This is a genomic window from Mesobacillus persicus, from assembly GCF_900109925.1.
In the GTDB taxonomy this organism is placed as follows: domain Bacteria; phylum Bacillota; class Bacilli; order Bacillales; family Cytobacillaceae; genus Mesobacillus_B; species Mesobacillus_B persicus.
Map to the genome: position 1 here is coordinate 90813 of NZ_FOBW01000015.1, position 21077 is coordinate 111889.

Sequence of the window (21077 nt, forward strand, 5' to 3'; positions counted from 1 at the left end):
CCAGCTCTCTGAAATTTCCGTTCCAGTTACTTACTCTTCTTCAACGCCAACTGCATTATTATTGTCTTTAATGATATGTAGAAATCCACAGAATGTCAATCATATTTTTGATAATTTTCGAATATTCGTTTAATGCAACCGTTTTACCTTGCTAAGATTTTATTAAATCGTCCTCTCCATTCATCCGACAACGCCTTCAGCTGAAGCATTTCTTCGATTGCAGCAATATTTTCCTGTTCATGAAACAAAATTTGATTTCCTCTTAGAATTGAATAGTTCTCTTGAACACGATCCAGTAATTTAATTTTAGCATCGGCAAGGATGTTACCTTCTTCAATCACTCTAAAAAAATAGCCAGTAAGACTTGTTTCGACAATCCTGTTTAATAAAGGGTTAATCCCATTGTGCTTAGAAATGGTTGAACATGGCACTCTTCCTTGTGTTACCTCAATAACAGCCTCCCCCAATTGAACTACATCACCAATATACATTTCCTTTTCAGTCATCCCAACCGTGGTGATATTTTCTCCAAAAGCGGGGATTGATAACCGTTGTCCAAACTCTTTTTCCCATAATGTGTAATGCTCATAGGGGTAAAGGCATACCGCCCGATCTGGTCCCCCATGAGCTTTTGTATTGGCTACACCATCTGAGGCAAAGCCAGCTTTTGAAAGATAGACTTCTGCTACCTTGCTTTTTCCGATGGCAGATTGCTCAACTTGATCTTTCCATACGTATTCTTTTGGTTCTCCCACATTTAATTGAATTAAGGTCGCTTTCACAGGACATCCCCCCATTATCATTCATTTTAACTTGAATCCAAATTCTTTCCAACGGGTTTTTCCATAAAAAAGAAGTGCTTTTTTCTCGCCTTTTGGCTAACTCTATAAACAGTATGAATTAAAAGGCGGGTATGAGATGAATTACGTGGAAAAATTGTTCACTGGGTCTGAAGAAAAATCTTCAAAGAAAAAATCTGGTACAAGCAGTAAGAAATGGGCAATTTTATCCATTTCGTCGATTCCATTAGTTATGACGCTAGGTAATTCCATGTTGATACCGGTATTGCCCATACTCGAAAGAGAAATGAGGATCTCCTCATTTCAATCCAGCTTAATTATTACTGTTTATTCCGTTGTCGCCATCTTCCTCATTCCGATTGCAGGCTATTTATCCGATCGGCTAGGGAGAAAAAAGGTGATTATCCCTAGTTTGATGCTAGCAGCAATAGGGGGATTGATAGCCGGATGGGCTACGTGGCAAATGACAAACGGCTATTGGCTAGTCCTTGTTGGCCGTGCACTTCAGGGAGCAGGGGCCGCAGGTTCTTTCCCAATTGTTTTACCACTTGTGGGGGATATGTTTAAAAATGAAAAAGATGTGAGCAGTGCCTTAGGCGAAATAGAAACCTCCAATACGTTAGGAAAAGTCCTAAGTCCTATACTTGGATCGTTTTTAGCTGGTATCATATGGTTTTTACCTTTCTTTTCTATTCCGGTCTTCTCTGCCATTTCTATCATTTTAATGATATTCTTGGTAAAAAGTCCGAAAAAGAAAGAAGAAGAAGCCCTCCCATTTAAAGATTTTTTGAAAAAGATTAGGATGATTTTCACAGAAAACGGTCGTTGGCTATATGGAATCTTTTTTATCGGAGTTATTCTGATGTTTGTATTATTTGGCATTCTCTTCTACCTTTCAACAATCCTTGAAACCAAGTATGGAATTAAGGATATGAAAAAAGGGTTATTTCTTGCATTGCCTCTTGGAGCACTTTGCCTTGCTTCATTCATTACTGGGAAAGTGATTAAACAGAATCAAGTTCTAATGAAATGGATTTCTTTTAGTGGGTCGCTCCTGCTTGGTCTTTCCATCGCGATCCTTGGATTTTCTGATAAGCTTTGGTATCTCATCAGTGTCTTTCTAATTGGGGCCATTGGTATTGGCATTTCTCTTCCACCTCTTGACTCACTAATTACAGAGAGCATTGAAAAAGAAGAGCGTGGAACGATTACCTCCATCTACAGTTCGATGAGGTTCGTCGGAGTCGCAGCTGGACCACCTATCATTGCAATCATGATGAAGAATTCCGAGCAAATGTTGTTTTATTTGTTAACGGGATTAAGCTTAGCGGCATCAATTGTTACTTTGCTTACAATCAAGCCTACTAAAAAGGGCTAAGAACAAAAGCGAACGGGTTCCGTTAACTATCGCAAACATTAAAAATGTAATGCAAAATGACCTTCAAATTGTATGGTAATTTGGAGGTCTATTTTGTGATATAACGGAGATTTAGATCATTAGCTGCAAAATATACTATTACATACAAAATGATATACATAAAAATTAAGATTGGTCTCTGCTTTAATTAGGTCGTTGTTTTGACAGTGTATGAAAATAAACGGAAGAATTCCGGCTAAATTGGGAAATCCGCATATTTCCCTTGAATTAAGCGGAGTTTTTCCGCTTATATTAACCAAATCTTTGAATTTTGTCTTATTTATAGCAGTTAACCGGAAATCCTCCGCTTATTTTCGCTTTTTTAGCTTCCTCTATATCAATAACCGGAAATTCTCCGCCTATTAAGATTCTACCTACACAAAAACCACTACGAAGAAGGGGTAAATCGTTTTAAACTTCTTAAAAAGCGAAGTAGCAAGGGAATGACCCCATGCTGTTTATCATGTTTCCCCCTGTATTTTATAGTGTAAAAACGATTATATTTCGGGTTGCATTTTCCTAACAAAAAGCCCCACTCCTTGATGAGTGGGGCTTTCATGATTGGTTACAAATCCTCAACGATTCTGGTTAAAGCGTCATTGAACTGCTTTGGCTTCTTTGTAATAATTTGATGAGCCACTTTTTTTATAACTATCGTCTTAACACCAGGTACATACTTTTTATATATACGAATATGCTTGTTTGTAAAATCTCTTGCACCATAGAATAAGTAAAGAGGTACAGCTAACCCTTGTAGCCGGTCCAAGCAGCTAAAATGTAAAGAGTCATGATAACAGTGATACCATGTATTTCGATTTACCTTCATCATGTGATGATAAATCATATCCCTAATATCCTTTTCATGTGTATGCGCCGTGGCAATTCCTTTTGCCAATAAATGCGGATGACGTTTTACCATATACATTCCGGCAATATGCTCATATTTTAAAATATAAGAATAAACCTCAGGAAACCCACCACATAAAACCGCTGCGCTAGTTCTTTCAGGATATGTCAATGCAAATTCTTGTACAACATTACCACCTGATGAATAACCGCAAATTACCGCCTTATCAATCTGCAAATGATCGAGCAGAGTTAAGATTTCCTTCGCATAATCACTTGTGGAAAAGACGGTTTTGTCCGTTTGTGTATCCCCATGTCCACCAAGGTCAGGCATGATTAAACGAAACCTATCCCCTAGTGGTCGCTGATAATGGAAAACCTTCCGTCCCATCGCAGGAGGGTGAATCATAACGATTGGCTTCCCCTCCCCAAAATCATCGTAATACATTTTTCCGTAATCCAACTGACAAAATGGCATCTTTGCGGCACTCCCCTTAGAGTCATTTCCGATTTGATAGTGTATAAAATTATCATGCCACACAGGGTTTATTCCATCCCAAAAAAACCAAACTCTATCCTAATGATTCAGTTCCCAATATATAAATTTTAGAAAACCAAAAAACTTTTCAGAAATTTGTTAAAATTGAAGCACAGAACTTAACAGATATTTGAAACTATATAGACGATGAAAAAGGAGATAAAGAGATGGTTAGTTTCGAGAAAAAAATGATAGCGGAAAATGGTTCAGCGAATATTTTACAAAGGGAAATCTAGATATTCTAGATGAACTTACTGCAGAAGATTTTGTTTATCATTCAAGAAATGGTGAAAACACAAGTGATAAAATGAAGGAATTCATGAAATGGTATCGCTCGGTCTTTCAAGACGATGAGTGGGTCATCGAGGATATAATAGAGCAAGGACGTTACACGGGCTGGATGACATACATAGGCGGTTGGTTTGATATTCCGTCAGAAAACCAACGTGTTAAAGAAACGGGGATTATGATTTTTGCTTTTGAAAATGGAAAAGTCAAAGAGCTTTGGTGTGAGAACAGCGATGCAGCTATTTTATTTGAACTAGGCGCATTAAAAAGAAATACTCATGAGGTATTTTAGAAATCCAAGCGAGGCCTTAGCAAAAAGTTTGAGCTTGGGAAAATCCCAAGCTCTTCTTTTTAATCCGCTTCAACTCGAGGTTTCCCTGGATCACAGTTCGGTCCTTGGCTTCCGGTTGATTCTGCGACCTTCGTTAGGTAATAACATTCTTCCCGATACATATGGTCCGCCATCAATGGAGCGATGGCCCCTAGTACCTTGTGGCTCAATTGCATTTCCTCGATCTCATCTAGAAACCCCATAAACAATTGCATCTCAAGTGATACCTCGGTATTCATTCTTTCTAATGCAGGAAACGAAGAAAGATTGGTCCGTAAAAACCCTGCCATCTCGACCGCTTTCAGATAAAAGGCCTCAAAATGCTTTGTATAAGTATCACTAGTTTCTTTTAATTGCTTTTCCGTCCGGTCAAGATTATCTGAAATGGCCCCGGCATGACCAGCCGCATCGAGCAGCCACACTAAATGATGATGCAACTCATGAAAGATCGGGGGCACTTGTGATTTCTTTAAGTATTCCAGTACTTGAAGATACTCTTCCACCTCATTTACCATATGATTAATAAAGCTTGCGGTAAATTGAATCGTTACTTTCCCCAATAACATTTTCTCAATAAGCTCTAATTTAAACGCCCGAATCTTTTTCGCTTCTTCATCGGCTTTTTTGCTCAATTGAACAAGATCCGTTGTATCAACACTTTGAAGCAGCCGATCAAAGGTATAAATGAAATAAGTAGCCATATCGATTTCCTTTTTCTCACTAGGAGCCAACGCATCACGAATAAACCGACCGTGATCCCCTAAAACCTGTAGCCAAAAACGATGTTCAAACTTAGCTGCACTCTCAAAATTCTTAGCCAATTCAAGTCTCCTCCTTTTCACCTTCATAAAAGAATATGGTCGGTATCACTAATTATGCCAGCAAACTGGTAGAACCCTGGAAGGTGCCAGGCACCTTCCAGGGTTCTTCCATAAAAAAGAGTGCCAATGGAAAACATTGGCACTCGCGACGGATTACATTTTTTATTTTTCTACTGGCTTTTTCAACAGACCTAGCATAATAGCTGTTACGATTGAACCTATCACAATCGCTAACAGGTACATCAACCAGCCACCTTCTACTAATGGGACAACAAATAGTCCACCATGCGGTGCTCTTAGGCTGATATCAAACATCATTGTTAATCCACCTGCTACAGCCGCACCGACCATTGCCGACGGAAGGACACGTAATGGATCCGCTGCAGCGAATGGAATCGCACCTTCAGTTATAAAGGAAAGACCCATAATATAGTTCGCTTTTCCAGCATCACGCTCTTGCTTGTTAAATTTAGTTTTGAATAAGGTTGTTGCAATCGCGATTCCAAGTGGTGGAACCATTCCGCCTGCCATAATCGCAGCCATCGGCTCATACACACCATTTGCTAATAAACCTGTTCCAAATACATAAGCTGCTTTGTTGACAGGACCACCCATATCAACCGCCATCATTAACCCTAAAACAGCACCAAGCAATACTGCATTCGCTGTTCCTAAACCAGATAACCAATTTGAAATCCCTGTATTCAACGCCCCTACAGGTTCATTAACAAAGTACAACATAACAAAACCAGTTAACGCTATACCAAATAGCGGATAAAGAAGAATGGTTTTTATTCCTTCAAGTGAAGCCGGTAAGCTAGCAAACAGCTTCTTCAATCCAACAACTAGATAACCAGCAAGGAAACCTGCCACTAGACCACCTAAGAAACCTGCTCCACCTGTTGCCGCAAGCAAACCACCAACCATACCAGGTGCAAACCCAGGTCGATCGGCAATACTCATCGCGATGAAACCAGCAAGAACTGGAACAAGCAATCCGAACGCACCTGCACCGCCACCAATATCCATCAATGCTTTTGCAATTGGATGGAAGGACGGATCATTTGGATCAGATGAGTTATACCCAAACATAAATGAAATTGCAATTAAAATTCCGCCTCCAACAACAAATGGAAGCATGTTCGATACACCGTTCATTAAGTGCTTGTAAATCGTTGAACCTACAGATTTATTGCCTTCATTTTTCCCTTCTTCAGAGGAATGTGCACTTGAGTCCGCTTTATAAATTGGAGCATCCTGCTTAAGGGCACGTTCAATTAATTCCTGTGGCTTACGAATTCCACTTGCTACAGGAGTTTCAATCACTGGCTTCCCAGCAAACCTTGCCATTTCCACTTTTGTGTCAGCGGCAACAATAACACCCACTGCATTTTTAATATCTTCGTCTGTTAGAATATTTTTTGCTCCACCAGAGCCATTTGTTTCAACCTTAATATCGACACCTAGTTCAGCCGCTTTCGCCTTTAACGCATCTGCCGCCATATAGGTGTGAGCAATTCCTGTAGGACAAGCTGTTACTGCAACTACATATTTTTTGCTATTGGAAACTGTTGTTTCCTGCTCATCTTCTTCATCATAGCTATTAATAATGTCAATTACTTCGTTTTCCGATTTAGCAGCCATCAATTTTTCACGAACTTCTGCACGCATTAATATTCCGGACAAACGTGCAAGTGCTTCTAAATGAGTATTGTTCGCACCCTCAGGAGCTGCAATCATAAAGAATAAGTGTGCAGGCTGGCCATCAAGAGATTGATAGTCTACACCTTCCAACGATTTCCCAAAGACAATCGCTGGGTGTTTCACGGACTTTGTTTTTGCGTGAGGAATCGCTATCCCGTCGCCCACCCCCGTTGTGCTTTGCTCTTCTCTTTTTAGAATCGCAGCTTTAAAGTCTTCACGGTTATCAATTTTTCTCGCTTTTGCTAATACATCTACTAAGCTATCAATCGCTGCTTCCTTGCTTTTGCCTTTCATGGAGAGAAGGATGGTGTCTTTTGTTAATAATTCTGTTATTCTCATCGTTTTTTCCTCCTATACACTCTCAGTCAGCTGTACTTGTGGCAATAATTCCTCTATCTTTTCTCTTGAAGCTAGACCGATAGAGAAAGCTGTTGCACTTCCAGCTGCTACACTGTAGCGAAATGCTTCTGTTAATTTTCCATCATTGATGCTTTTTGCAAGAAAAGCGGCAACCATTGAATCACCAGCACCTACTGAGCTTTTTAGTTCTCCTTTTGGTACTGTTGCGATAACCGCTAGTTCTGAATTGATAAAAACCGCGCCCTTTTCCGCTAGTGAAACGATGACATTTTTCGCTCCCTGCTCCACAAGTTTCTTTCCATAAAATAAAGCATCTTCACAAGACTGAATTTTTTTATCAAAAAACTGTCCAAGCTCATGATGATTTGGTTTGATTAGGTATGGTCGATAGGCAAGTACTTTCTGTAAGATACTACCTTCTGCGTCAACCACAAACTCCGCACCTGAATCTTTACAAATTTGAATTAAGTCTTCATAGATACTCTCAGGTAGCTTAGAAGGAATGCTTCCTGCTAAAACGAGAACATCTTTGTTAGTCAATTGACTCACTTGATCCTTTAATTTCTGAAGATTTTCTTCTGTCAAATTAGGACCTTGACCATTTATTTCGGTTTCTTCAGAAGCCTTGAGCTTGATATTGATTCGAGTATCTTCCTCAACCTCAACAAATGCTGTTTCAATCCCTTCTTTTTTCAAGGAATCTTTGACGTAGGCTCCCGTAAACCCACCTACAAAACCTTTTGCAGTACTGCTAACCCCTAAAGTCATAAGAACACGAGAAACATTAATCCCTTTTCCTCCAGGAAACTTTACCTCTGTCTTTGTCCGATTTAATTGTCCTAAATGCACTTCGTCTACACTGACGATATAATCGACTGATGGATTTAGTGTTAGAGTATAAATCATGATGTCACAACCTTTATGCTAGTTTTACTCTTATATTGTTTTAAAGTATCATCATCAATCGCATTCGTAATAATAGTTGCCTCATGCATATCTGCAATTTTGGCGAATGCTATTTCAGAAAACTTTGTACTATCCGATAAAACAAAAACCTCTCGCGACAATTCCACCGCCTTCTGCTTAATTAATGCTTCTTCTTGATCAGGAGTCGTATAACCAAATTCAGAATGTACCCCATTTACACCAAGAAAGCACTTATCGAATCGGTATTGTTCAAGAGATGTTAAAGCTCCTCTACCGATAATCGCCTTTGTTTTATGCTTCGCGAACCCACCGATTAGATAGGTGGTGATTTCTCTCTCCAACAATGGACTCACATGCATTAGACCATTCGTCACAACGACAATCTCTTTATTCGGTAGGTAGTGTATCATTTCGAGCGTTGTGGATCCTGCATCAAGATAAATACAATCCCCTTCTTCAATAAGACTTGCCGCATATTTGGCAATCTGCTGTTTTTCTTGAAGGTTTTTGGTAGCTTTTTCATTCATGCTCGGTTCCTGCAGCTTCCCTTGAAGTCTTGCCGCCCCACCGTGCACTCGTTTTAAATGCTTTTCTTGTTCAAGTTGAGTTAGGTCACGACGAATCGTTGATTCAGAGGTTCCTGTAACATCAACCAGTTCCTGGATTTTCACCACCGACTTTTCTTTTATCATTTGAAGAATCAGCCGCTGGCGTTCAGGTGTTAACATGAACAACACCCTTTCTTGCGTTTATAGGTTTATTATATTGTAACCGTATTCACAAATCAATCATTTTCTTTCAAAAACAATCAATTTCTATCATAATATAATATTTTCATGACTAGTTTTGACTGTTTCCTACCCCAATAAACTCTCTACTAACCAAGGTGTTGTTTTCCACTCCAATAACTATTAGCAAACTCAGCAATGTCTTTTAACCACCAGATTAACTGAAAATAAGTATATCCTTCACAGAGCAGCTCCTTCAAAAGTAATGTAGTATATTTGTTTACTTGAAAACAAATAGTATAAAAAAAGTACTTTCTGGAGGAAATGCATGGGTTTCTCAATTTTCTTTTTACTCACTTGGTTGTTCTGTGCAGTTTTTACTGTTATCAAGAAACCACTCTCAATAATCGAAAACACAGCCGTTTATTTAATCATCCTCATTCTCAATATCAATTTTGCCTGGATTGTGAATGAAGAGCTAAAGTTTGTTACCGTAACTAAGGTTGGAATTGATTACGTCCCTTTCTTAATGAACAGGAGCATTTTAATGCCGTTGATTTTATTGATCTATTTAAATTTTCTTTTACGCCTGGACAAAACATCTTATAAAGCAGTGGTCCTTACAGTTGCATCGGTGAGTATCATGCTTGGGCTAAGTTTTCTTGCAACGTTTTTTAAAGTAACAGAATATACCAAATGGACTCATGGATATGACTTAATCTTCTTTTTAGTTCTCCACCTTATCGCTTTCTATACTTACAAATGGTTTAGACAGATTTCTAACAAAGTGGTGCATGACCTATGATGTTGTGGGAGCAGTTTGATAAGAATGAAATATATATACTTGTTATGTTAGTAGTTGCCTATGCTACTTTTTTCATCCTTCCTAAAAAACTTCCGCGTGATATCACGTTGTTATTTCTCATCTGGGGGTTCTCCAGCTCGACTTTATTTGATTTTACAATCGGTGGAGGCTTAATGGATTTCTATAAAGTAAATGACTCGAATAAATATGAAGTAACTGACCTTCTTACCTATATTTTATTTGCTACCTTTGGTTACTTTTTTGTTTACTTCTATCAAGTACTCAGAATTAATAAAAAAAGGTTTATCCCTTACGTACTTGGGTGGACTGCCATTGGTTTAGTAATGGAGACCGTCTCAAAATGGATGGGCGTCACTCATTATCAGCATGGGTATATTCTCCCCTATTCCATCGCCGTTTTTTTAGTCGTCCAAACAACAACAGGACTATACTTCGAACTCATTAAGAGGAGAATGAATCTTGGAAAATAGGATTTAGGATACACTAAATTAATCAGACAAAAAGAAAGAGAAGAGCGGATCCATAAATAATGGAATCAGCTCTTCTCTCCAATTATTGATTGCCTTTCTTCACCCATTCAGCCACAGTAACTGTACGTTTCGCCTGGTGCTTTACAGCTGCCTCAACATCTTCAATCATCTTCCCATCTTGGTCGACTGTGACGCTCGTTCCATAAGGGTTCCCTCCTGCTCCAAAAATAACAGGGTCCGTGTATCCAGGTGATGCGATAATCGCACCCCAGTGCATCATTGAAGTATATAAGGATAGAAGAGTTGCTTCTTGACCACCATGTAGATTTTGTGCTGAGGTCATCGCACTGACCACTTTGTTCACGGTTTTTCCTGTAGCCCAAATCCCTCCTTGGATATCTAGGAATTGTTTCATTTGGGAAGGCATGTTCCCAAATCTGGTTGGTACACTAAAGATAATCGCGTCAGCCCATTCAATGTCGTCTGATGTTGCAACTGGGACATCTTTCGTTGATTCCACCGTTGCTTTCCATACTTCGTTTCTTTCGATAATAGATTCTGGTGCTAATTCCTCTACTTTTAATACCTTCACCTCAGCACCTATTTCCTTTGCGCCTGCTTCAGCCCATTGAGCAAGTTGATAGTTTGTCCCACTCATGCTGTAGAAAACCACAGCCAACTTTACATTTGTCATAACGAAAACCTCCTTATTCATTGAGTTCCCAAGGAATACGTTAGGAAACCTATTTTCCTTACACTCGTCTATTATTACTTTGTTCATAATCCGTATACAATCTTTGTGAAATTTATTATTTATTGGGAATCAACGAGAGACGATTTTTCCAAAAACTCTCCACCTTTATCCGTATTTTAAGTCTGTTAGATATACTATAAAGGCTATACTAGAATTAACTATAAAATTTAAAGGGTAGATTTATGAAGATTCCAAAAAGGTTTAAATTCGTTGGGGGAAGAATTGCAAAAACGGGAATTGCTGTTTTTGTTACAGCTCTTATTTGTCATCTACTGAATTGGCCTGCCATGTTCGCTGTTATCACAGCAATCGTCACGATAGAACCAACGGCAGCCGATTCCATTAAAAAAGCATTTGTTCGGTTCCCAGCCTCTGCTATTGGCGCTGGATTTTCCGTACTTGCTACGTTTTTATTCGGGGACAGTCCGCTATCCTATGCATTTGTATCGTTGGCAACGATCATAACCTGTGACAAACTTAAATTACATGATGGAATATTAGTTGCAACCTTAACTGGCGTAGCAATGATTTCAACCGTTCACGATGAATACGTCTCCTCCTTTTTCATTCGATTAGGGACAACCAGTACTGGGTTAATTGTTTCGTCTTTAGTCAACCTTCTGGTTATGCCCCCTAAATACTCTGCAACCATTAGCAGAGCAATCCATACTCTGTTCATGAAGGCTGGAGATATACTAAATACCATTGGAAATGAATTATGTCATTTCCAGACCAGCGAAAAGGAAATACGGAAAACATTTTATAACTTAGTAAAAGAGATTGAAAAAATAGAGACGCTTTGTACATACCAAAAAGATGAATGGCGATTCCACCGAGTGAAACGTAAAGACGTTGGCTATTTTCACTATGAATATAAGAAATTAAATATCCTTCGTCAGATCACCTATCATATCGGGAACTTAATCTATCTCCCGACGCATCACTTTACATTGGGAAAAACCAAAAACGCGTTGATTTTAGATACCATTCACTCTCTTAGAGCGATTTATTACGACGCCAATTTCACCATTCGAAAAGAGCATCATTCGAAAATATCCGAAATTACTGAATGGTTCGCCGATCAGAAATCCTTTATGGAATTAAGTACCATAAAAACGGAACAGTCCCATCATTTTTCACCGGAGATGGTGATTTTATATGAGTTGCTTTCCATTCATGAATTAACAGAGGAACTAAGCCAAATCCATAAACTTCAAGAACAAAGAGAAAACCGAGTCAAACGAGTAAGTGTTCCAACCAACATACGTTCAAAGAATAGAGGGACGTAGTTTCATTATTTAATAATAAGAACCCGCTTTAACGACTCAAGTTCTGAAGTTGCCATTTCTAAGAACTTGCTATTCGTCAAGATTTTGATATAGCTTATACTACTGTCTAAATGGTCCAAGTCCTCCATTGCTTGCTTGTTATCGCCTTGAAACTGTCCCTGACTCTCTTCCGCGGCCCGAACGACCATTTCTATGTATTTTTTGGTATACGCCAATCGTTTTTTTCCATATTCAAATTCTGTTGTCATTCATATCTCCCTTCACGACTTATTTTTATAGAGAAAGTAAGTTTGAGGCTTATGGATCTTATGGGGATTTCTGAGGTTAATCATCAATATATCACAGCTTCCAAAAAGCGGCAGTTTCCCGTTATGTATTGATCTTTGATATGATAAAAGTAGTTGAATATAGAAAGGGATTTATGATGATTGAATATACAGGAGAACGAGTCATACCCGAGTTAATGAAGCCAACAAATGGACTTCTATTGGAGCATATCGCAAGGTATCACTTTGCGATTCCTTATGCAAAAGGACGTGTACTGGATTTTGCTTGTGGAAGTGGTTTTGGGAGCAATATCATTGCAAAAGCGGCAAAGAAGGAAATCGAAGAAGTGATTGCCATTGACATTGATGAAGAAGCGATTAAATATGCAAGCGGGGCTTACTATCACCCACTCATATCGTTTCAACAAGGAAATGTCATTGACCGCACTTTACCTGAAAAACTGGGTCAATTCGATTTAATCATTAGCTTCGAAACCATTGAGCATGTTCATGAAGAAGAGCAATTTATGAGAAATGTGTATCACCTCCTTAAGCCTGGCGGGAAGCTCGTCATCTCCACCCCTTTTGGACAAGGCCGAGGACAACCAACAAGTGAACCTTTTCATATTCACCAATTAACAATCGTAGAATTCCACGCCCACTTTGATCAGTATCACGAAAAGGAATTTTATTTTCAAAAAGGCGTCCTAGTCGAACCTGGCCGAAAGGATATCCACTATCCGATTGGGATTGCCGTTTGTACTAAATGAAGAACAAAAGCGCAAGCGCTTTGATCCGCCCCGTGAGTCTAGACAAGCCGTCAATAAGGTTGTTTTTTAACCTTCTTGACGGCTTGTACGAAAAGCGGAGGCGACTGTACAGGGATGACAAGCATAAGACGCGCCCTGTAAGAAGGTGCTTTTTACCTTCTGAAAGGGAGTAGCTTATGACCCGAGGGCTAGGCGCTAGGGCTGGATACAGAGAACGAACACAATTATCCACACCCCTTAAAGTTTTATAAATTCCTTAACAATTATAAAAAAAGACACTAATTCGCTGAATTAGTGTCTTTTTGTTGAAGGAATTTACCGACCTTGCCATTCCCTGCTTAAGCTTACGCGGTGATAATTATTGGCCCTTCTTTTGTGACAATAATGGTATGCTCATATTGGGCAACTAAACTACTTTCTGTCACATAGGTCCAACCGTCATCGAGTTGGTACACTTCCTCTTCCCGTGTCGAAATAAACGGTTCGAAAGCGATAACCATTCCTTCTCTTAGAAGTTCGTTATCCCATGGCTCAAAGTAATTATAAATATGATCAGGCTTTTCGTGTATTGTGCGCCCAATTCCATGACCAGTCAGGTTCATAATTACCGTTAGATTATGGTTCTTTGCTGTTTGCATGACGACTTTTCCGAGTGCATTTTTTTTCGCGCCTGGCTTAATCTTCTTTAAGCCGGCTTCAAACGCTTCTTTTGCCACATCGCAAACCTTTGACTTCATTCCGTCGTCTTCGCCAACAACAAACGATACTCCTGTATCTGCGAAATAACCGTTCTTTGAGCCAGAAACATCGATATTGACTAAATCGCCTTCCTGAATTACCCGGCTTCCTGGAATACCATGGGCAACTTCTTCATTTACACTAATACATGTGTATCCCGGAAAGTCATACTCCCCTTTTGGAGCAGAAACTGCGCCTTCTTGCTCAAACAGTTCACCAGCAAGTTCATCTAGTTCTTTTGTTGTGACACCGGGCTTGGCTCTTTGAACCAATTCATCACGAATGCTCCCACAAATCTTCCCAATCTCTTTTAAGGCTTTTATATCCTCTTCAGTCTTTGCAATCATTGATTTTACCACCTATATCTTTTGACTTCGTTTAAAATTGTACAGTTATTATGTACTAGAACGCAAATTAGTTTATGTCACTGATATTTGGAACGTTGGAAGCCCCGTCATTCCCTGATATCCAAGCTTCACACAATTTCAGGGAAACTTTAGACAAATCACGTGTAACACTTTAACCAGTACAATCTAATTGCTGTACTCTGGACCATTAGTAATCTTCATAAAAAAACAGACCCAAATACCAAAACTAGGTCTGCTTTAAAATAATTATTCACCTAAATCGACATTGTGATACACTTGTCTAACGTCTTCTAGGTCTTCTAAAGCATCAATCATTTTTTCAAATTGGGCTTGGGCGTCTGCAGGTAATTCTACTTCATTTTGCGCAAGCATCGTAAGCTCGGCTACAGTAAAATCAGTCACACCAACATTCTTGAATGCCTCTTGAACAGAGTGGAATTGATCAGGTTCTGCATAAATGATGACAGAATCTCCCTCTTCAAGAATGTCACGAACCTCGACGTCCGCTTCCATCAATAACTCCAATACTTCATCCGCTGTTTTCCCTTCTACCCCGAAAACAGCTGTTGCATCAAACATATAAGAAACAGAGCCGCTGACACCCATATTCCCACCATTTTTACCAAAAGCAGCACGAACATCAGATGCCGTACGATTTACATTATTTGTTAGCGCATCAACAATAACCATTGACCCATTTGGTCCAAAGCCCTCATAACGAAGCTCGGAATAAGTCTCGTCATCGCCGCCTTTTGCTTTATCAATAGCCCGGTCAATAATCGTTTTTGGCACATTGTATGTTTTTGCACGCTCAAGTACAACCTTTAAAGCTTGGTTTGCTTCAGGATCTGGTTCACCTTGCTTAGCTGCTACATAGATTTCGAGTCCGAATTTCGCATAAATACGACTCGTATTCGCATCCTTTGACGCCTTTTTTTCTTTAATATTGTTCCATTTACGGCCCATCATGAACACTCGCTTTCAACTTTGTATCATGCAACTTCTTCTAGAGTTTTTTCTATGTAATAAAAACTTCCTATAAAATCGCACACAATCACTCTCATTATACCTTAAATTGGGCAATTATGAGAAGTGAATCATCGCAAATCAATGAAATCGGGGACCATCAACTGATGGCCCAAAGTTTTTATTATTTTACCCTCAATAACCTCAGTCCGTTTAATGTCACAAGGAGCTTGGCACCCATAGCAATCCCCACAGTTGCAGCGGCTGGTGCAGGGGCGTCCCCCTACCAACGCAACATGACCATACGCTTAAAACAGACATTTGAACGTCAATAGAAACGAATCATTTTCATAAAAAAAAAGGTCCACCCAATGGATGAAACCTTCTTTTATGCATACAATAAAAAATCATAAGTTAAAATTCAATTTGTACAGATCTTTCATTATCCAGTCACATTGAAACTGTGGTTGTTGACCACTTCCAACTCTTTTGTTGTTTCTTCCATCGGACTCTTACAAATAGGGCATGCTGGAGTAGAACTGCTTTTAAAGTTGTCACGAACCCAACAATTACATTGATCTGATGTACAAACCCAAATCTTTGTTTCTGCAGTCACAATCTCTTCAGGAGGTTTTCTTCCAAATGCCATTTCCATCACGCTCCATTTAAAAATTTTAAGCTAATATCTTTGCTAATAAAAAAATCATTTATTATAAGTAGCGATAGGAACAGACTGCTTATAATAAATGAATCTTCTCTCTTTTTCAACTCTTCTCCCATCATACCATATTTTGTTTTTTTTTACAAAAATACGACACACGGCTAACTTTATCCAACCTATCAACCCTCTAATAATATGCTCAGAATCCCGAAAAATACTCCTGTTTTTTAAGAAGAATCTCTTGAGTTTAGTTGTACAAGCTGACCTTTCAGAATACATATAGTACGAGCATCAAATATTGGATGGTAATGGGGGTTTTTAGGCTTGAGTGTTTTTCTGAGTTATGTCTTTCTAGGTTTATCCCTAGCTGCACCAATTGGGCCGGTAAACGCAGCACAAATGGATAAAGGGATAAAAAGTGGCTTTTTCCATTCTTGGCTTTTGGGCTTAGGAGCATTAAGCGCAGATATCATTTATATGCTTTCAGTATACATGGGCGTCGTACGATTTCTTGAAACGCCGTTTATGCAAACCTTTCTCTGGTTTTTTGGCTTTTTCGTTCTTATGTATACAGGCATAGAAACAATTGTTGGGGCAGGAAAAGTAGTTTTAAGTAAACATAGACAACCGGAGTCTGGATTAAAGTCTTTTATGTCTGGTTTTTTGATGTCGATTTCAAATCCGCTCACGATTTTATTTTGGCTAGGAATATATGGTTCGGTACTTGCTCGTACAGCTTCTTCTTTTGGGACAGCTGAATTAATTTTATACAGCTTTGCCATCATTTTAGGACTTATTATTTGGGATATAACGATGGCCTTTATATCAAGTAGTTTTAAGAAATTGCTAACCACTCGTATTCTTTCGGTTATTTCTGTTTTTTCTGGGCTTTCACTTATCGGTTTTGCTATCTATTTCGGAATCCAGGCCGTCAAAGTTCTTTTGAATTCATGATGATTTCCTATAATGCTGGCTCTGGTTGATTAATGCATCAATCAACGGTTATAAAATCAGTGCCTTACAGAGACATAAGGATAAAAAATGAAACCGCTAAGAATCATTAACGGTTTCATTTTTTATCGGTCGTCTACAACTGAACTTGTGAGAATTCAGTTTGAACGGAATCCATATTTTATTGAAATCTTGGCCGCGGTACCTTTGTGTTTTTTTTCTTCTTTTTCTTCCCACCTAGTTTGTTCCTAAGTAGAAGGATTGCAGCGATTAGCCCGATAAATCCAAGTGAAATGAAAAAACCTGGACGGGCCATGTGGTCAAATAAAGTTCCACTTACAGCGATAAGAATTAACGCAATTGCTGTAAATCTTTTCACCTGATCAAAAGTGGTTAATTCAATAATATGTTTAAAGGAAAACAAAAGAAATAACCAATTATAAATTAACATGAGCCCAGCCGCTGTCGTTAAGTACTCATAGATTCGTTCTGGCATCGCAAAGGACAAAATAATCGATGAAATTAATCCTAGTGTCGTGAGTCCGAGAGCAAAGTGAGGAACCTTTAGCTTTCCTTCTTTGGCCAATACTTTTGGCGCGTCTCCATCCTTTGACAAAGTGACAATCATACTAGTCACCGCAAATAGTGAAGCACACATTGTCGAGAAGCCAGCAATAATCATCGCTCCATTGAATAGATGCGGGACAAATGGAAGCTTGTAATGATCCAAGGTTGTGACAAAGGGACTCTCTTTTGTTGTGAAATCATTATAAGGGACAAGTAGAACAGCGAGTCCAATCGCGAGAAGATAAATAACTGTTAATAAAAGCAGCATGATTTTCCCCGCTTTCGGAGCGTCTTCTTTATTTTTAAGTCTCGGGGCCATAATTCCCATAATTTCAATGCCACCAAAAGCATAAAAAGCATAGATTAACGCCGTCCATAAGCCCATATAACCACCAGGAAGGAAATGGTCCATTCGATCTGAAACATTCACCTGATGCCCCAGCCCTTTAAAGAATCCAAAAACCGCAAGTGTAGCAAGGACTAAAAACATAAAAATGGCGGCTACTTTGATAATAGCAAAGATATTTTCCATTTTTTCAAAGCCTTTTGTACCAGTCAGGACAACACCTAACCCAAGTACTGCAAACCCCGCAGCAAACACCCACATCGGGATATTAGGAAACCAGAAACGTGAAAACAGCGATAAGGCTGTTAACTGACTACCCATAATTAAAAGCTCTGAGCTCCAGTAAACCCATCCACTCGAAAAGCCTGCCCATTTACCATAGGCCTTTTTGGCATAAGACCTAAAAGAGCCTTTCTGTGGATCCTTAGCTGACATCTTGGCTAGCGCATCAAAAACGAGATAGGTACCTACTGCGGCCAACCCAAATACAATTAGCGCTGATGGTCCTGTTTTTGTAATTGCAAGGGCTGAACCAAGGAAAAAACCTGTACCAATAATACAGCCGATCCCAATCATTGAGAGCTGCCACCAAGCTAATTTCGCTTCTTTCGAGGACTTACTGCTCATTATTATCCCTCCCGTATTTATCTCATTTATTGTTTGAAATGGAGGGATAATTTATGTAAATGAAAGAGCATGTGTAGGCATATCTTTATTATATTTTTAAAATGATTCCCATAAAGGTACTCTATACTTTACAGGAATTATCTAACAACTGTATTTCACCTTGACCATGAGGAAGCTAATAGATGAATCGATGAGCTTTCATATTTAAATTCATTAATAAAATGAATTCTTTGCACCAGATTGGTTGATTGTTCGAGTGACATAAGATATATAATAATAGGAGAAAAATTAAAGGATGATGTAAATATGGAAATCACTGGTCACACAGTAGAGGTATTAGAAGATCCATTTGGCTTACTTGATGGGGAGCGATTTGAATTCTTTTTAAATATTGCTGTTGATGAAGAAGATGAACTGTACACGGAAAACGGATTATTATTGAAGGTTATTTTTACTGCTACAAATGAAGAGTCCAGGATCCTTCAATATTATTTTGTTGAACAATCAACAGAGAAAATCCTCGATTTTGCATTAGAAGATGATGAGGAAAACCTGGTAAAAAGTTATTGCAAAGATAACATCCCTATGGATGATGCAGAGTAGGCAGTCTAGTGAAAAAAGAGCAGGACAAGCTTCCTGCTCTTTTTCTTAGGCTCTTTTCCAAAACTTTGTAACTTTCAGAGCCTAAAAGGAACTTTAAGGCTATGTCTAGCTATAATTTTATGAAGAGAGCTTGCAATCTTACTTAATCGCATCAAATAATCTTTTTCTGTATTAAATTCGGCCCTTGGATTTTAACCACCATCTTTGCGAAAACAGCCTTTTCTTAGGCCTCTAGGTCCTTCCCTTCCTCAATAATATGATAAAGGAGATGAGCTAGATGGTGAATGGGCCCATATTCTTCTTCTTCCTCGTTCACTTCTTCATTGTATTCTAAATCGTTCAGGTATAGTGCCATGAACTCATAGAAATCTTTGAGATCAAACCCATAGCAAGCTTTCGGTTCTTCATTATCCTCCTCATATTGAAGAACGAGATAGCTAACTTTGTCCTCCTGATCCGATGCATCAAAAAAAACAAAGAAACCAATATTGGTATCAAGATCAAATAAGTGTCTTGTTCCACCTTCCGTTGCCTTGTTGTAATCTTCCTCTGACAACTTTTGAACTGTCATTTTTTCTACTTGATCCTCGGCATGGAAATTTACGGTAAAGGACTTCACTAATTTCACTCCTTTAGATAATTATTAACCTCTTTATTCTGTTCTTTAAAAGAGCTAATTAGTCCTTATCAGAATAAAAGATGTGACGGAATTCTACTTGAGGATTGATTGTAATAATTCCGTGTGAATATTGCTTCTGCCGACGCTTATCGGTAGCAGATCCAGGATTAAACAGGACAATCCCGGAATTATTCTTTAATACTGGAATGTGAGAATGACCAAAAATAATGCAATCTACACGATCACCTACAAAGGCACTCATTGCTCGCTTTTCCGTCGTTTTACCTGTCCCATGCCCATGTACAACGCCAATTCTCATTCCCTCTGCCTGAACGATTTCTCTGCTGTTTAATCTTTTACCCAATTCAGGACTATCTACATTTCCGGTCACACCGACAACTCGACCATACTGGCACAGGTCATGGAACACTTCTAGGGTTTGCCAATCCCCAGCATGAATAATTAAATCCGCATACTCCAAGTCATGTATCAGTGTTTGCGGAAATTGCTTTGCTCTTTTTGGTATATGAGTATCAGAAACAACGACAATTTTCATAATTTCATCCTGTCTTGTAATTCAACTAACTTCTATTACCGACCACTTTTATATTCGGTTATATTATAGTGATCACTTGTATCAGTATAGCCATTAAATTCGATATCAAGATCGTGAAAGTATCGATGAAGGTTTCGCAGTGTTTTTGTACTTTGCTCTCCGGCCTGGACTTCCTTTGCATACTGTGTTATCATGTCGAAATCCTGTTTAAGTGCCTCGTTTTCAGTATGAATGTTCTCCATTACACTTAAAATATTTGCAGCTATTTTCTTTTGTTCGGTCCATTTTACAGAGTTAATGCCACCATAGCCCAGAGTTTTATTGTACTTTGTATGGAAATCACCAATAAACCTGCCGACGTTTTCATATTTACTTTGTTCTTCCTCTTCGGTAAATTGTGCGACGTTCTCATCGGTTGGAGTTTTTCCCTCAATCTTCTCTTTGGAAGAAGCTTGATTGCTTGCTGAGTCCGTTTTAAAGATTGAATAGCCATAATACCCCCCAAACACAATGGCTATACAGCCTATAACTAAGAAACCCATTTTCCATGATTTAAACATCCTATAACCCACCCTTTATCCTTACTTTAGCTTTCTGTCTTTTTAGGGATAAGATACCTCCCCGAACAGGAATAAGCATACTACTATTTTGACATAGCATCAGTAAAACCCTCTAAAAAATGCTAATTTCACTTCGTAAAAGATAGAAATCCTTGTTCGTTTCACCTCTATCTCTTATGAAACAGGCTGTGTTAAACGTGGTTGTTGATTTCCGCTCCAGGCACTTCGCGCACCTTAGGGCAGTCAGGAAGCCTCCTCATCGCTTTCGCTCCTGCGGGTCTCCCTTGGCCTTGCACTCCCGCTGGAGTTTTCGTGCCTTCCGCTCCAATCAACCCATGAAATAAAAAAAGAGCGTGAATTCCTAATGAATTCACGCCCAT

The 21077-nt window shown here is 38.9% G+C and carries 23 protein-coding genes, 1 pseudogene and 1 other annotated feature (1 of these 25 only partly in view); of the genes and pseudogenes, 8 read left to right on the forward strand and 16 right to left on the reverse strand.

The genetic code is table 11. From position 1 onward, the window contains the following. Positions 1–53, reverse strand: a binding site (T-box leader); it reaches 194 nt to the left of the window's first position. Between the two features lie 90 nt (positions 54–143). Further along, a complete protein-coding gene (locus BMX30_RS18460; RefSeq protein WP_139195415.1) occupies positions 144–797 on the reverse strand; it encodes an MOSC domain-containing protein in 654 nt (217 codons plus the stop codon). Positions 798–918: 121 nt separating this feature from the next. Here BMX30_RS18460 and bcbE point away from each other — a divergent pair, with 121 nt between their 5' ends. Next, on the forward strand, positions 919–2178 hold the full coding sequence (bcbE, locus tag BMX30_RS18465; protein WP_090749074.1) for a bacillibactin exporter BcbE: 1260 nt from the start codon (positions 919–921) through the stop codon (positions 2176–2178). Between the two features lie 604 nt (positions 2179–2782). On the opposite strand, the gene BMX30_RS18470 is transcribed toward bcbE, so the two are convergent. Continuing rightward, entirely contained in the window at positions 2783–3541 is a 759-nt protein-coding gene (locus BMX30_RS18470; RefSeq protein ID WP_090749076.1) for an alpha/beta fold hydrolase, read from the reverse strand. 274 nt (positions 3542–3815) lie between these two features. On the opposite strand from BMX30_RS18470, the pseudogene BMX30_RS18475 reads away from it, so the two are divergent. Beyond that, positions 3816–4181, forward strand: a pseudogene (locus BMX30_RS18475) (ester cyclase); the annotation flags it as partial. Between the two features lie 59 nt (positions 4182–4240). Here BMX30_RS18475 and BMX30_RS18480 read toward each other — a convergent pair. From BMX30_RS18480 to BMX30_RS18495, 4 genes are all read right to left on the reverse strand, one after another. Further along, positions 4241–5041, reverse strand: coding sequence for a DUF2935 domain-containing protein (locus tag BMX30_RS18480; protein ID WP_244532655.1), 801 nt, complete (start codon positions 5039–5041; stop codon positions 4241–4243). 162 nt (positions 5042–5203) lie between these two features. Further along, positions 5204–7084: a PTS fructose transporter subunit IIABC gene (locus tag BMX30_RS18485; RefSeq protein ID WP_090749082.1), complete on the reverse strand. Its 1881-nt coding sequence runs from the start codon at positions 7082–7084 to the stop codon at positions 5204–5206. A 12-nt stretch (positions 7085–7096) separates the two neighbouring features. Continuing rightward, entirely contained in the window at positions 7097–8011 is a 915-nt protein-coding gene (pfkB, locus tag BMX30_RS18490) for a 1-phosphofructokinase (protein ID WP_090749084.1), read from the reverse strand. Next, a complete protein-coding gene (locus BMX30_RS18495) occupies positions 8008–8760 on the reverse strand; it encodes a DeoR/GlpR family DNA-binding transcription regulator (RefSeq protein WP_090749086.1) in 753 nt (250 codons plus the stop codon). The genes pfkB and BMX30_RS18495 overlap by 4 nt, the downstream gene beginning before the upstream one ends. A gap of 328 nt (positions 8761–9088) precedes the next feature. Between BMX30_RS18495 and BMX30_RS18500 the strand changes: the two genes are divergently transcribed. Both BMX30_RS18500 and BMX30_RS18505 read left to right on the forward strand, forming a co-directional pair. Then, on the forward strand, positions 9089–9565 hold the full coding sequence (locus BMX30_RS18500) for a hypothetical protein (protein WP_090749088.1): 477 nt from the start codon (positions 9089–9091) through the stop codon (positions 9563–9565). Further along, positions 9562–10056, forward strand: a complete 495-nt coding sequence (locus tag BMX30_RS18505) for a hypothetical protein (RefSeq protein ID WP_090749090.1) — start codon at positions 9562–9564, stop codon at positions 10054–10056. The genes BMX30_RS18500 and BMX30_RS18505 overlap by 4 nt, the downstream gene beginning before the upstream one ends. An 82-nt stretch (positions 10057–10138) precedes the next feature. Here BMX30_RS18505 and wrbA read toward each other — a convergent pair whose 3' ends face one another. Then, on the reverse strand, positions 10139–10750 hold the full coding sequence (wrbA, locus tag BMX30_RS18510) for an NAD(P)H:quinone oxidoreductase (protein WP_090749092.1): 612 nt from the start codon (positions 10748–10750) through the stop codon (positions 10139–10141). Between the two features lie 242 nt (positions 10751–10992). Between wrbA and BMX30_RS18515 the strand changes: the two genes are divergently transcribed. Beyond that, positions 10993–12099 (forward strand): FUSC family protein, encoded by a 1107-nt coding sequence (locus BMX30_RS18515; RefSeq protein ID WP_090749093.1) that lies wholly within the window; start codon positions 10993–10995, stop codon positions 12097–12099. Positions 12100–12104: 5 nt separating this feature from the next. Here the strand turns inward: BMX30_RS18515 and BMX30_RS18520 are convergent, their stop codons facing one another. Beyond that, complete coding sequence (locus BMX30_RS18520) at positions 12105–12347, reverse strand: hypothetical protein (protein WP_090749095.1); 243 nt, start codon at positions 12345–12347, stop codon at positions 12105–12107. A gap of 176 nt (positions 12348–12523) precedes the next feature. On the opposite strand from BMX30_RS18520, the gene BMX30_RS18525 reads away from it, so the two are divergent. Then, the gene (locus BMX30_RS18525; protein ID WP_090749097.1) at positions 12524–13135 is read left to right on the forward strand and encodes a class I SAM-dependent methyltransferase; all 612 of its coding nucleotides are present in this window, start codon (positions 12524–12526) and stop codon (positions 13133–13135) included. Positions 13136–13479: 344 nt separating this feature from the next. On the opposite strand, the gene map is transcribed toward BMX30_RS18525, so the two are convergent. The 3 genes from map to BMX30_RS18540 all read right to left on the reverse strand — a co-directional run bounded on the left by map (position 13480) and on the right by BMX30_RS18540 (position 15856). After that, entirely contained in the window at positions 13480–14220 is a 741-nt protein-coding gene (map, locus tag BMX30_RS18530; protein WP_090749099.1) for a type I methionyl aminopeptidase, read from the reverse strand. 267 nt (positions 14221–14487) lie between these two features. Then, complete coding sequence (locus BMX30_RS18535) at positions 14488–15207, reverse strand: YebC/PmpR family DNA-binding transcriptional regulator (RefSeq protein ID WP_090749100.1); 720 nt, start codon at positions 15205–15207, stop codon at positions 14488–14490. Positions 15208–15649: 442 nt separating this feature from the next. Then, positions 15650–15856 (reverse strand): cold-shock protein, encoded by a 207-nt coding sequence (locus BMX30_RS18540; RefSeq protein WP_170843933.1) that lies wholly within the window; start codon positions 15854–15856, stop codon positions 15650–15652. A gap of 336 nt (positions 15857–16192) precedes the next feature. On the opposite strand from BMX30_RS18540, the gene BMX30_RS18545 reads away from it, so the two are divergent. Beyond that, entirely contained in the window at positions 16193–16822 is a 630-nt protein-coding gene (locus BMX30_RS18545) for a LysE family transporter (protein WP_090749104.1), read from the forward strand. Positions 16823–17000: 178 nt separating this feature from the next. On the opposite strand, the gene BMX30_RS18550 is transcribed toward BMX30_RS18545, so the two are convergent. Next, positions 17001–18359, reverse strand: coding sequence for an amino acid permease (locus BMX30_RS18550; RefSeq protein ID WP_090749106.1), 1359 nt, complete (start codon positions 18357–18359; stop codon positions 17001–17003). 306 nt (positions 18360–18665) lie between these two features. On the opposite strand from BMX30_RS18550, the gene BMX30_RS18555 reads away from it, so the two are divergent. Further along, positions 18666–18962, forward strand: coding sequence for a DUF6509 family protein (locus tag BMX30_RS18555; RefSeq protein ID WP_090749108.1), 297 nt, complete (start codon positions 18666–18668; stop codon positions 18960–18962). A 223-nt stretch (positions 18963–19185) separates the two neighbouring features. On the opposite strand, the gene BMX30_RS18560 is transcribed toward BMX30_RS18555, so the two are convergent. The 4 genes from BMX30_RS18560 to BMX30_RS18575 form a co-directional block, all read right to left on the reverse strand. Then, positions 19186–19533, reverse strand: coding sequence for a cytosolic protein (locus tag BMX30_RS18560; protein WP_425283779.1), 348 nt, complete (start codon positions 19531–19533; stop codon positions 19186–19188). Positions 19534–19639: 106 nt separating this feature from the next. Beyond that, the gene (locus BMX30_RS18565) at positions 19640–20137 is read right to left on the reverse strand and encodes a metallophosphoesterase family protein (RefSeq protein WP_090749111.1); all 498 of its coding nucleotides are present in this window, start codon (positions 20135–20137) and stop codon (positions 19640–19642) included. A 35-nt stretch (positions 20138–20172) separates the two neighbouring features. Beyond that, positions 20173–20697, reverse strand: a complete 525-nt coding sequence (locus tag BMX30_RS18570) for a hypothetical protein (RefSeq protein WP_090749113.1) — start codon at positions 20695–20697, stop codon at positions 20173–20175. A 191-nt stretch (positions 20698–20888) separates the two neighbouring features. After that, positions 20889–21077, reverse strand: a complete 189-nt coding sequence (locus BMX30_RS18575) for a hypothetical protein (protein WP_090749115.1) — start codon at positions 21075–21077, stop codon at positions 20889–20891.